The organism is Neisseria dumasiana (genome assembly GCF_022870885.1).
Classification (GTDB): Bacteria; Pseudomonadota; Gammaproteobacteria; order Burkholderiales; family Neisseriaceae; genus Neisseria; species Neisseria dumasiana.
In genome coordinates this window covers 439,206-452,026 of the sequence record NZ_CP091509.1, presented here as the reverse complement: position 1 = coordinate 452,026, position 12,821 = coordinate 439,206, and the positions used below count along the sequence as shown (strand labels likewise).

Genomic DNA, 12,821 nt, shown 5'->3' with positions numbered 1-12,821 from the left:
TACAGAAAAGGCCGTCTAAAAACCTTTTCAGACGGCCTGAATCTTTTACAAACACCGAATATTGATACATCTCGAAGTATATATAGTCAATCAACACTTAAAACAAAACCGGAGCCTTTTTTAAGATTCCGGTTGGGTTTACTCTTTATCTCTACTGTGTTGCCAATTTCCGATATTTTTACGGATAAACAGCAACTGCTTGCGGTAACGCCGACAGTGTCCGCATAAGGCGAGATGCAGATATAAATTACCGCGCTCGCTTATGGTTAATTTTCGGTCAAGGCTTTCCGAATACAGTGCACAAGCTTGTTTGCAATTCAACATAATGATGTTTTCTTCTCTATTTCTTCAACCGTTCAATTCAAATCAAACCACCGGTGCTGCAAGCAGTTTCTCAAGCCGTTGCGGGCGCGGTGCAGGATAACATAGCAATTGTCTTTGGTAATATTGAAGCTGCTGCATATTTCTTCAATATCCATGCCCATAATTTCCCGCAGATAAAATATTCTGGCCGTATCTTCGGGCAAACCTTTCAAGCAGTTTTCCAGCGTGCGGAAAAAAGCTTTTTGGCATTCGGCATCTTCAGGAGCCGCACTCCATTGGCGCGGGCTTGCCGAAAGCAGCCAATGGCCGCTGTCGTTAAAGCAGTCTTCGTAGCCGTTGTCGATGGCGGCATTTTCTTCCTGAAGGGCATCAAGGCTGACAGTATGTTTGGCACTGCGGAAATAATCGGTGATTTTGTTTTTAAGTATGGTCATCACCCAAGTTTTTACTCCCGCATCACCGCGAAACTGACTGTGTTTGTCGATAGCGGTTGCCAACGTTTCTTGCACAATGTCTTCGGCAAGGTATTCGTCGCGCAGCTGGATTTTGGCAAAACGTAGAATATCCGGTCTGAGCGACGCCAAAACTTTTTTAAAATTTTCCATATCGGGTCGCAGTGATGAAAGACGCATATTGTAAAACTTTTAGAGCTAAAATTCAGCTTATTTTTAGCACAAAATCCTGACAATACGGCCAAACACTGCTTTTTTACTGTTTTTGAACAGTTTTTTCTACTAACAGCACACCCGCATCCACCCAGCCGCCGAGATTCTCGCGCAGCCAGTTTTCAATATCTTGCCCGGCCAAAATGCTGTTGAGGCTTTCGAGCACGTTTTCAAAAGTATCCGGCTGCTGGCTGAAGTGTTCGAGCAGAAACAGGTCGGGGCCTTCCACCAAGCGGTAATATACTTCGTTATTGCGGTTGCGCCAAGTGAGCACGATGCTGGGTTCGTCTTCGATGGTTTCCAAACCGCTGCCGACAAAATTACAGTTGTAGTGTGCCAATTTGGCCGCCGGTGCCCAATAGATTGTGGAAGTATCGTTCCACTGGCCGTCTGAAACGGGTTGGACGGCGGTTTCGGCATGCAGCAGCGCCGTTTCGAAATCCATCATTTCCAACACGTTTTCCGGCAGGCGTTCCGCACCTTCCTTACTGCGCGCATAGGCGAGAAATTGGGCGGGAATATCGTTGAAAAAAGGGGATTCGGGGCGTGCCTCTATCAAAAAACGGTGTTGCAGTTCCTGCCATAAACCGGCATCGGCAAAGTTGCTGCTGTCGCTGAAACACAAATCTAAAAAGCTGCGCAGGTTGTTGCGTACCAAGCGTGTATAAACGGCAAGGCGTTCGGGCGGTACGCCTTCCGGTGCGGGTTTGGAAGGGTCGCGGACATAGTCTGCCAGCTGCGCTTGAAATTCGGCACTGGTCACGGCAGCAGGATTATGCGGCATGACGGGTTTCCTCGGCTTGTTGCTGAATCGCGGCGATGCGGCCTACTTCGGCTTCCAACTCGGCAAACGGCGGGAAATTGCTGTCGCGCTCGAGCAAAGTAGGTACGCTGTGCGGCAGAATGCGGCAAGTGTAGTCATACAAATCCCACACGTCGGCACAAACGGGCTGGCCGTGCGTGTCGATCAGCAGATTTTCGCTTTCTTCGTCGTGCCCCGCCATGTGCATGTAGGTTACGCGGGCTACGTCCACGCGCTTGATGTAGTCTTGCGGCTGCACGATACCGTGGTTAACGGCATTCACATATACATTGTTCACATCGAGATGGATATCGCAATCCGCCTCGCGCACTACCGCGTTGAGAAACTCAACTTCGTCCATTTCGGCAATCGGGCTGTGTGCGTAATAAGAGGTGTTTTCGACCGCAATGCGTTGTTCGAGTATATCTTGAACTTGGCAGATACGGGCTGCGGTATGGCGTACCGATTCTTCGGTAAACGGCAGGGGCAGCAAGTCGTAAACATGGCCGAAATGGCTGCAATAGCTCAAATGCTCAGAAAAGAAGCCGATATGATATTGGCGCAGGAATGTTTTGATTTGTTTGAGAAAGTCAACCTGCAACGGGTCTTGGCCGCCCAATGAAAGCGACAGGCCGTGGCAGGCAACGGGAAAACGCTCGGCAACGGCATCGAATTTTTTACGCGCCGCACCGCCCATCTTCAACCAGTTTTCCGGCGCGATCTCAATAAAACGGATGGGGCTGTTTTCACGATCCAGATTCAAAAAATCATCGGCAAGGCTGCGTTTGTAGCCTAAACCCGCACCATACAGAGTGTTCATTTTGTCTTCCTCGGTTAAATGGGTATATTTGTATCAGAATGCTTCAAGCGCATACAAACATGCTGATAGAAAGATACCGGAAAAAAGGAAAGGCCGTCTGAAAGGATAAGACGGCCTTCCGTCAATTTAAGGTATTTAAAAGGATTAACACATCAGATGATTAGCTTCCGCACTTGCCTTCGCCGCATTTGCCTTCACCGGCTTTGGCAGATTTTTTCTTGCCGTGTGCGCCGCACTTGCCTTCGCCGCATTTGCCCTCACCGGCTTTGGCGGATTTTTTCTTGGCGTGTGCACCACATTTACCTTCGCCGCATTTGCCTTCACCGGCTTTAGAAGCACCACACTTACCTTCGCCGCAAGCACCTTCGTGTGCTTTTTCGGCGGATACGGGGGCTTTTACAGGGGTTTTACCGTGTGCAACGGCGGCTTGGCTGCCTAACAGAGCCAAAGTACCGGCCAATGCAATCAAAGATGAGGTTTTCTTCATGTTGACACTCCTTAATGAAATAGGGGTTGAAACCGACATTTAAATGGTTTAAACAGAATGGGCCGTCTGAAAAAAGTAGTCGGCAAAATGGTTTCAGACGGCCACGGCATCAGGTGCTTATTTGCTGCCGCACTTACCTTCGCCGCATTTGCCTTCGGCAGATTTAGCATCGGCTTTGCTGCCGGCGCCACATTTGCCTTCGCCGCATTTACCTTCTTCAGCTTTGCTGCCGGCTTTGGTAGCCGCGCCGCATTTACCTTCACCGCATTTACCTTCTTCGGCTTTGCTGTGTGCGTGAGAAGCGGCACCGCATTTACCCTCGCCGCACTTGCCTTCTTCGGCTTTGCTTTCCGCATGTGAAGCCGCGCCGCATTTACCTTCGCCGCATTTGCCTTCTTCGGCCTTAGGTGCGGCCGCGCTTGCTGCGGCTGCGGTGGGCGCAGGTTGTTGGTTTTTATCTTGGCAACCGGCCAAAGCCAACAAACCCGCCAAAGCAATCAGAGAAGAAGTGGTTTTCATGTTTTTATACTCCTGAAATTAAATATTAAAAATAAACGCTTTAAGTGAAATACACCGTCTGTCTGTATCAGACGGACTATACCGGAATGTTTTTGTTTGCTTTTTTAAACAACACATAATCCAACGATAAACGGCCCATACCTTGGAATACCAGCGGCAGCAGAGCCACGAGATAAATCAATGCCATTTTGTAGCCGTTGTCGCAAACGTTGTAGCCGTTTCCGCCATGTACCGCAGCCCAGGCCACAATGGTTACGGCCACCAACACCAATGCTCCCCAGCGGCCGAACAGACCCAACACCAGCAACACCGGCACAATCAGCTCTGCACCCATAGCGGCAGCCCAGTTCACATCGGCGGGCAGTAAATTGAAGGGGAACGGGAAATCTTGCTGGATGGTGGCAAACCAGTTTTCGCCACGCCATTTGCCGATACCTGCCTCCCAAAATTCATAAGCGATAAACAGGCGCAAGCCCAATAAAGCGATATCTTTGCCCCATGTTTCCGAAAAGTGGTTTAAACAGTTTGTTTTACTCATCATGTTTTACTTGGAATGGTTAATCTGTGAATCATGCTCAAATAGACGCTGCGGTTGCGGGTTTCTTACATGCTTATATCAATTTCATTGCACATTTAAATCAAGCCGTTGATTTTTAACAAAACAAATTAAGTTTTAAACTTAAATTCGGGTAAATCTAAAAAACAAAAGCATATTCGCAAAATGAGTAGGCATGAATTGAATACAGAGCTGCTCAAACGTTTGAGGCCGTCTGAAAAAAACATATTGGTGTTTTTCAGACGGCCTCAAGCAGTATGGAAATATCAGTATCTCAATATTGAGATCCGTTATCCGTATGGCGTTTCAACCCTCCGCCCAATGCTTTATACAGATCGGCAAGGTTTTCCAAGCGGGTTCTTTCGATACCGAGCAAAGCCATGTCGGCACCGTAACTGCTGCGCTCGGCATCCAGCAGGTCGAGTGCGCTGGAAACGCCGTGCTTGTAGCGCAGGCGCACCAAGCGCAGGTAATCGGCGTATGACTTACCCTGCTTGGCTGCTGCGGCGTAGCGTTTATCAAGCTGCTCACGGGCAACCAGCGCATCGGAAACGTCGCGGAAGGCATTTTGAACGGCTGCTTCGTAATTCACCACTTGAATCTGTTGGCGGATTTTGGCGGCATCCAAATTGGCTTTGTTACTGCCCCAGTTGAAAATCGGCAGATTGATGCTGGGCGCAAAAGCCCAAGTGCTGTTGCCGCCCTGAAACAGACCGTTCAGCTCTGTCGAACCCGTGCCGATGGTGCCGGTCAGCCTGATACTCGGGAAAAATGCCGCACGCGCCGCACCGATATTGGCGTTGGCCCGCTTGAGCGAATGCTCGGCGGCGCGGATATCGGGACGGTTCAGCAACACGTCGGCAGTCAAACCAGCCGGCAGCCTGCTGATTTTATATTGTTTACTCAAAGGCAGGCCGGCGGGCAAATCGTCGGGGATTGGGCGGTTGAGCAACACAGCCAAAGCATTACGCGCCTGCTCCCTGCTTTGCACGGCCGCTTCATAATCGGCTTGTGCTGCGGCAATCAATGCTTCCTGCTGGCGCACATCCACGGCGGAAATCACCCCTGCATTGTGTTTGAGACGGGCAAGCTTGTAGGTTTGCTCGCGCGTTTTCAACACATTTTGTGCCAGCTTCATGCTTTCTTCGGCATAGCGTTCGTTGAAATAGGCTTTGGCAACCGAGGCAATCAGGCTCAGATGTGCCGAATCCCGTGCGGCGGCGGTATTGAAGTAACTCTGCTTAGCCGCTTCTGCCGTGCTGCGCACTTTGCCGAACAAATCGATTTCATAGGCGGTAATACCCAAACCTACCGTATAAGACGATGCAACGGTTGAACGGCCGGTTGGGCTTAAATCCTCGGCAATACGCGCACGCGAGCCGTTGCCGGAAGCATTGATGCCGGGAAGCAAATCGGCACGGGCGATCATATACTGTTTGCGCACGGCTTCGGCATTGAGTGCGGCCTCGCGCAGATCGGTGTTGCGTTCGAGTGCGATTTCAATCAAACGGTGCAGGCGCGGGTCGGCAAAATAATCCTGCCAACCCAACGAGGCCGCCTGAATACCGGTTTCAGGTTGCCGGTCGTGCGTGAAGTTTTCCGGCACGCTCACTTGCGGCTGCTCGTATTTGGGTATCATGGTACAGGCCGACAATGCCAAAGCGACGGCCGCCGCACTCAAAGCAGGTTTGAAATCCAATATGTTCATGTTTAATCCTTGTCGTTGTGCAGGATGCGTTTTTCTTCTTCGGTGAGTTCCGCACCGGCTTCGGCATCGGCCACATATTTATCTACCAGCTCGGGCGTCATACCCGCACCTGCGGCGTGCAGTTTGGCCCGCTCCAATTGGCGGGGGCTGTCTTTAAACAGCTTGCGCACCACCACAAAGAACAAAGGCACAAAAAACACCGACAATATCGTCCCGATCAACATGCCCCATAAAACGGTGGTACCGATTGCGCGCTGGCTGGCAGAGCTGGCACCGGAGGCGAAAAACAGCGGCACCACACCGAAAATAAAGGCAAACGAAGTCATGATAATCGGGCGGAAACGCAAGTGGGCCGCAGCCAATGCCGCTTCCATCGCACTTTTTCCCTGTGCCTGCAAATCTTTGGCAAACTCAATAATCAGAATGGCGTTTTTGGCACTCAAGCCAATTACGGTAATCAAACCGACTTGGAAATAAATGTCGTTGAGATAAGATGGCGGCATGCCGAACAAAGCACCGAACAAATTGCGCCCGCTCACACCCAGCACCACGCCCAAGAAACCCAACGGCACAACCAAAATCACCGCCAGCGGAATCGACCAACTCTCATACAGAGCCGCCAATACCAAGAATACGGCAACAATTGCAAAAGCATACAGCATCATGGTTTGCGTGCTGCCTTTGGCTTCCTCGCGCGACTGGCCTTCCCATTCCAAGCTGTAACCCTGCATGTCGTCAACCATGCGCTGCACTTCGGCCATCACCTCGCCAGACGAATAACCTCTGGCCGCCGCACCGCTGATTTTCATGGCAGGATAGCCGTTAAAGCGCACGCTCTGCTCCATACCGTTTTGCCAGTAAACACGCGCAACGGTAGAAAGCGGCACCGCCACGCCCTGAGCGTTCGGCACGGTTAACGCCAGAATATCCGAAGGCTGCATACGGGCCGAAGCATCGGCCTGCACGATCACACGTTGCAGACGACCGTTGTTGGGAAAATCGTTCACATAAGAAGAACCGATGGCGGTGGCCAATACCGAACGTATCGATGAAAAGTTAATGCCTTGGGCGGCAGCGGCCTGACGGTCGATTTCGATATGCAGTTGCGGCGCGTCTTCCAAGCCCGAAGCACGGATATTACCGGCATCAAACATAGGGTTTTTACGCATTTTGTCGATCAGTTCGTTACGTTTCGCCAACAGTGCGTCATGACCGGCGTTGTTACGGTCTTGCAGATACATTTCAAAACCGGAGCTGGTACCCAATTCCATAATGGCGGGCGGATTCATCACCAAAGCAAAGCCGTCGCGCACGCTGCCCATCAGCGCGCCGGTAATTTTGCCTGCCACCGAAGCGGCATCGCTGCCCGGTTTGCTGCGCTCTTGCCAGTCTTTCAAAGTAATAAAACCGAAACCCATATTCTGCCCCGAACCGGCAAAGCTGAACCCGGATACTCCGATAAAACTTTCTACTTCCGGCATCGACATAATCACTTGGTTGGCAACGGCCAATGTTGCGTCGGTACGCTCCGCCGTCGCACCCGAAGGCAGCTGCACCATCATCATCAGGCTGCCTTGGTCTTCAGACGGCAGAAACGAGGTTGGAATGCGTGTAAACAGCAAAACGGCCACGCCTGCCAGCATCACATACACCGCCATCATGCGCACAGACTTACGCAACAATTTGGCCACCCAGCTTTCATAGCGGTGGGTGCCGTCTGAAAACTTGCGGTTAAACCAGCCGAAGAAGCCTTTTTTCTCGGCATGATGACCCTTCGGAATCTGTTTGAGCAAAGTGGCACACAAAGCCGGCGTGAGCGTTAAGGCGAAAAATGCGGAAAACGCAATCGCAATCGCCATCGTAATCGCAAATTGGCGGTAAATATTACCGGTTGCGCCGCTGAACATCGCCAACGGAATAAACACCGACACCAATACCGCCGTAATACCGATTACCGCACCCGAAATCTGACTCATCGCTTTTCTGGTGGCTTGCAGCGGCGGCAGACCTTCTTCGGCCATAATCCGCTCGACGTTTTCCACCACCACAATGGCATCATCGACCACAATACCGATAACCAGCACCATGGCAAACATCGTCAATACGTTAATCGACATGCCCAAATACCAAATCGAAGCGAACGCACCCAACAGCGAAATCGGCACCACAATCGTCGGTATCAAGGTATAGCGGATATTTTGCAGAAACAGGAACATCACCACAAACACCAGCACCATCGCTTCCAAAAGCGTATGCACCACTTTCTTGATAGAGATACCCACGAATTTGGAAGTATCGTAAGGTGCCGACCATTTCATGTCGCCGGGAAAGAAACGCTGCAGCTGCTCCATTTTGGTGCGCACGGCCTCGGCGGTTGCCATAGCGTTACCGCTGTTGGACAACATCACCGCCATACCGACGGCAGGCTGGCCGTTCAAACGGGTGGACGTGCCGTAGCTTTGGCTGCCCAGCTCGATACGCGCCACATCTTTCAGATATACGTTGGCACCGCCGGTTGTCGAGCGCAAAATGATATTGCTGAATTCTTCAGGCGTGCTGAGCTGCCCTTGCGCCGTGATCGTGGCCGTGATGGTCTGCCCCTGCGGAGCGGGCAAAGCCCCCATCGTGCCGACTGAAAGTTGCGCGTTTTGGCTGCTGATGGCAGACGACACATCGGCAAAAGACAAATTGAAATTTTGCAGTTTTTTCGGGTCCACCCACACACGCATGGCACGTTGCGAGCCGAACAAACGGGCCTCGCCCACGCCTTCCACACGTTGGATTTCAGGCTTGATGTTGCGTTCCACATAATCGGCGATTTCTTCCGTATTCATCGTGCTGGAAGACATCATCAACACCATCAGGAAGTTAGACTGCGACTTCGATACGGTAATACCGTTTTGCTGCACGGCGGCAGGCAATAATGCCGTTACTTCCGAAAGTTTGTTTTGCACTTCCACCTGCGCCAAATCTTCATCGGTTTCGGGCGTAAATACCAAAGTTACCGAACCGCCGCCGCTCGAAGTGGCGTTGGTGGTCATGTAGTCCAAACCTTCCACACCGTTCATGTTACGCTCGATAACAGCCAAAACACTGTCTTCCAGCACTTGTGCGGATGCGCCGGGATAAGTAGCCGTGAGCGTAATCTTCGGTGCGCCCACAGAAGGGTATTGGGAAACCGGCAGGCTTCTGATACCGATCACACCGGCAATAATCACAAATATCGCGATTACCCAAGCGAAAATCGGACGGTCAATAAAAAACTTAGCCATTTGCGCTCCTTATTTTGCCGCAGAAGCCGCTTTGGGCTGGGAGGCCGTCTGAACGCCCGGAGCGGATGCCGCTGCTTGTGCAGACGGATGGGCGGCTTGTTCGGCAGGCGCAACCCATTCTTTCGGCGTAACCTTAGGTGCACGCTGCATGGCCGCAATCGTCAAACCGTCCACAATCACTTTGTCTCCGGCTTGAAGGCCGTCTGAAATAATCCAGTTGCTGCCCTGCTGCTGTTCCACTTTCACCATGCGCGGTTCCATACCGCCTTGGGCATTCACAATCATCACCGTATCCTGTTTGCCGCGCGTTACTGCCTGCTGGGGAACAACAAACACATTTTCCATATCGGCAAGCGGCAGGCTCACCCGCACATACAGCCCCGACAGCAAAATATTGTCCGGATTCGGCACTTCGGCACGCAGGGTAACTTGGCCGGTGCTTTCATTCACAGTCGGATCGGCAAACAGCAGCCGACCCTTATGACCATATACCTGACCGTTTTCCAATTTAATATCTACGGCCACGGCACCGTTAACCGCTTTCATGTTTCCTGCGGCGATATTCTGACGCAACTGCATCATATCGGCGGCAGATTGGGTTACGTTCACATACATCGGATTGGTTTGGCGGATGGTAGCCAATTTCACCCCTGCGCCGGGGCTGACCAAAGTTCCCTCCGAAACAAACGATTGGCCGATAAAGCCGGAGATAGGTGCGGTAATGCGCGAATAATTCACATTGATCTGTGCGGAACGGATGGCGGCATTGGCCGCTTTCACACCGGCTTCAGCAGAACGCTTGGCCGCTACGGCCGCGTCGTATTCCTGCTTACTGATGGCATCGGCTTGAACCAAAGGCTTATAGCGCGTGATGTCGGCACTGGCTTTGGCCAAAGATGCCTGTGCAGTAGCCAACTGTGCCCGCGCACTTTCCAAAGAAGCGGCATATACCGCATCGTCCAACTGATAAAGCGGCTGCCCGGCGCGCACATAACTGCCCTCCTGAAACAACCGCTTTTTAATAATACCGCCCACCTGAGGCATAATTTCCGCAGAACGGTGTGATTCCAAACGACCCGGCAACTCCGTTGCAAGCGTTACATTTTGAGGCTGAACCGTTACCACGCCGACAACCGGAACCGGAGCCTGCCGCTGTGCCGCAGGTTTGCCGGCCGCCGCCTTCTCCTCTTTACCTTTTCCACACGCGGTTAAAGCCAAAGCCGTGGCCGCAGCCAACGCAGCCAGCCGTATTGTTTTTATTGTATAAGGGTAATAAGCCATAAGATCCTGTCTTTCCGCTGCCATATAGCAAATACACTTTATTTCTGCCGCGGCCTTGGTAGCCTTCGCTCAAAGAGAGCGAAGCGGCAACAGAATCGGCTCCGTAAAACCTCTACCGTCTGCAGCCTGCTGCCTTGTATCAAAAATTAAGTTTATTTGCTGTACATGACGCTTTAGTCAAAAAGATGATTGCCGAACCGCGCAGCAAAATGAACAACCTAGCTTTCTGCGCATCCCTTTTCCTGAACAGAAAAAGGCACAATATCAGCATATTAATAAAACGCAGAAATTATACATACACTGTTGCATGTTAAAAAGTTGTTTCTTATAATCACAAAGAATTTTACAAAAACTAACCCTATTCACTACCATGAGAAAAACCAAAACCGAAGCACTGAAAACACGCGAACACTTGATGTTGGCGGCTTTAGACACGTTTTACCAAAAAGGTGTTTCCCGCGCTTCTTTAAACGAAATCGCCCAAAACGCCGGTGTAACCCGCGGTGCTCTGTATTGGCATTTCAAAAACAAAGAAGACTTATTCGACGCGCTGTTTCAGCGTTTGTTCGATGAGGCGCGCACGCATCTCGAAAACGATTTGAACAACGATGCCGCCAATATGCGCGAAAGCATGCACGCCAGCCTGCTGAATATGTTTCAGCGCATGCAAAACGATCCGGTGCACCACAAATTTTGCAATATTTTGTTTCTCAAATGCGAACATACCGAACAAAACCAAACCATTGTCGCCATCATCCATAAATACCAAAGCATGTGGAACGAGCTGCTTAGTGCGGTTTTGGCACAATGTATCAAGCAAAAATCGTTACCCGAAAACCTCGATATTCAGACGGCCGTGATTTATTTGAAAGCCGCTATCGACGGTTTGCTCTATCAGTGGCTGGTCAATCCCGAACTTCTCGACTTGCAAACCATCGGCCCGCGCTTTGCCGCAACCATATTCGGTACGCTCGAACATTGCACCACCCTGCACAAAACAGCAGTTCCCTCTTAATCGCTCGTTTATCGTCCACCCAAACAAATAAAGCCGTCTGAACAGTTTTCAGACGGCTTTATTCAATATACTGCAAACTACCCGGCCGGTGTTTTATCTCACGATTTGATCAAGCTCACCTTTGGCATAACGGGCGGCCATTTTTTCCAGCGAAACCGGTTTGATTTTAGAAGCCTGACCTTCGCAACCGAACGCCACATAGCGGTCGATACAGATTTGCTTCATGGCTTCAACGGTTTTGGCCAGATATTTGCGCGGGTCGAATTCGGCAGGATTTTCCGCCATAAACTTGCGGATGGCTCCGGTAGAAGCCAAGCGCAAATCGGTGTCGATATTCACTTTACGCACACCGTGTTTGATGCCCTCCACGATTTCCTCCACCGGCACGCCGTAGGTTTCACCGATGGCACCGCCGTGCTCGTTGATGATTTTCAGCCATTCTTGCGGCACCGAGCTGGAGCCGTGCATCACAATGTGGGTATTGGGCAACGCTTCGTGAATTTCTTTAATGCGGTCGATACGCAGAACATCACCTGTGGGTGGACGGGTAAATTTGTACGCACCGTGGCTGGTGCCGATGGCAATCGCCAAAGCATCCACACCGGTATCGCGCACGAAACGGGTAGCATCTTCCACGCTGGTGAGCATTTGGTCGTGGCTCAGTTTGCCGACCGCACCCACACCGTCTTCCTCACCCGCTTCGCCGGTTTCCAAATTACCCAGTACGCCGATTTCGCCTTCCACAGAAACACCGCAAGCATGGGAAAATTCAACTACTTTACGGGTAACTTCCACATTGTATTCGTAGCTTGACGGCGTTTTACCGTCTTCCAACAGCGAGCCGTCCATCATCACCGATGAAAAACCGAGTTGGATCGAGCGCTGGCACACGTCGGGCGACGCACCGTGGTCTTGGTGCATCACCACAGGAATATGCGGAAACTCTTCAACCGCCGCCAGAATCAGATGGCGTAAAAAAGGCGCGCCTGCATATTTGCGCGCACCGGCACTGGCCTGCACGATCACAGGCGCATTTACTTGGTCGGCGGCTTCCATAATGGCACGCATTTGTTCGAGATTATTCACGTTGAAAGCTGGCAAACCGTAGCTGTTTTCGGCAGCATGATCGAGCAGTTGGCGCATGGATACGAGAGCCATAGAAAATCCTCCGGGTTCAAAATAAAAATCAATGGATAACTTAAGATGCAATTATATCAGCTTCACCATTAAAACTACACGCGACAACATAAATAAACCGCCCGTTTGAGCATAGCCGGCCATGCTACTGGCCCTGCCGACAAATCGGCCCCAGCCAATCAACTTAACTTTTACTACGGCTTACTACGGTGTTGCTAAACCTTAGCTCAAAAAA

12 protein-coding genes are annotated in these 12,821 nt (G+C 51.2%); 1 reads left to right on the top strand and 11 read right to left on the bottom strand.

Features of this window, described 5'->3' with window-relative positions:
- Window positions 1–138: 138 nt before the first annotated feature.
- The 10 genes from LVJ88_RS12680 to LVJ88_RS02025 all read right to left on the bottom strand — a co-directional run bounded on the left by LVJ88_RS12680 (window position 139) and on the right by LVJ88_RS02025 (window position 10,434).
- Complete coding sequence (locus LVJ88_RS12680) at window positions 139–324, bottom strand: zf-HC2 domain-containing protein (protein ID WP_082402994.1); 186 nt, start codon at window positions 322–324, stop codon at window positions 139–141.
- Between the two features lie 32 nt (window positions 325–356).
- Window positions 357–929 (bottom strand): sigma-70 family RNA polymerase sigma factor, encoded by a 573-nt coding sequence (locus LVJ88_RS02065; RefSeq protein ID WP_054599588.1) that lies wholly within the window; start codon window positions 927–929, stop codon window positions 357–359.
- Window positions 930–1,032: 103 nt separating this feature from the next.
- Window positions 1,033–1,773, bottom strand: coding sequence for an HvfC family RiPP maturation protein (locus tag LVJ88_RS02060; RefSeq protein ID WP_085418503.1), 741 nt, complete (start codon window positions 1,771–1,773; stop codon window positions 1,033–1,035).
- Window positions 1,763–2,611, bottom strand: coding sequence for an HvfB family MNIO-type RiPP peptide maturase (locus LVJ88_RS02055; protein ID WP_085418504.1), 849 nt, complete (start codon window positions 2,609–2,611; stop codon window positions 1,763–1,765). Before LVJ88_RS02055 ends, LVJ88_RS02060 begins: the two co-directional genes overlap by 11 nt.
- A 160-nt stretch (window positions 2,612–2,771) precedes the next feature.
- On the bottom strand, window positions 2,772–3,098 hold the full coding sequence (locus LVJ88_RS02050; RefSeq protein ID WP_054599585.1) for an HvfA family oxazolone/thioamide-modified RiPP metallophore: 327 nt from the start codon (window positions 3,096–3,098) through the stop codon (window positions 2,772–2,774).
- Between the two features lie 117 nt (window positions 3,099–3,215).
- Entirely contained in the window at window positions 3,216–3,617 is a 402-nt protein-coding gene (locus LVJ88_RS02045; RefSeq protein ID WP_085418505.1) for an HvfA family oxazolone/thioamide-modified RiPP metallophore, read from the bottom strand.
- Window positions 3,618–3,693: 76 nt separating this feature from the next.
- A complete protein-coding gene (locus LVJ88_RS02040; RefSeq protein WP_085358455.1) occupies window positions 3,694–4,155 on the bottom strand; it encodes an HvfX family Cu-binding RiPP maturation protein in 462 nt (153 codons plus the stop codon).
- 292 nt (window positions 4,156–4,447) lie between these two features.
- Window positions 4,448–5,881, bottom strand: coding sequence for an efflux transporter outer membrane subunit (locus LVJ88_RS02035; RefSeq protein ID WP_085358312.1), 1,434 nt, complete (start codon window positions 5,879–5,881; stop codon window positions 4,448–4,450).
- Window positions 5,882–5,883: 2 nt separating this feature from the next.
- Window positions 5,884–9,153, bottom strand: coding sequence for an efflux RND transporter permease subunit (locus LVJ88_RS02030; protein ID WP_085418506.1), 3,270 nt, complete (start codon window positions 9,151–9,153; stop codon window positions 5,884–5,886).
- Between the two features lie 9 nt (window positions 9,154–9,162).
- Window positions 9,163–10,434 (bottom strand): efflux RND transporter periplasmic adaptor subunit, encoded by a 1,272-nt coding sequence (locus LVJ88_RS02025; protein WP_085418507.1) that lies wholly within the window; start codon window positions 10,432–10,434, stop codon window positions 9,163–9,165.
- Window positions 10,435–10,804: 370 nt separating this feature from the next.
- Here LVJ88_RS02025 and mtrR point away from each other — a divergent pair, with 370 nt between their 5' ends.
- Window positions 10,805–11,449 (top strand): multidrug efflux system transcriptional repressor MtrR, encoded by a 645-nt coding sequence (mtrR, locus tag LVJ88_RS02020; RefSeq protein WP_085355728.1) that lies wholly within the window; start codon window positions 10,805–10,807, stop codon window positions 11,447–11,449.
- Between the two features lie 93 nt (window positions 11,450–11,542).
- Here mtrR and fba read toward each other — a convergent pair whose 3' ends face one another.
- Window positions 11,543–12,607: a class II fructose-bisphosphate aldolase gene (gene fba / locus LVJ88_RS02015; protein WP_085355727.1), complete on the bottom strand. Its 1,065-nt coding sequence runs from the start codon at window positions 12,605–12,607 to the stop codon at window positions 11,543–11,545.
- Window positions 12,608–12,821: the final 214 nt, after the last annotated feature.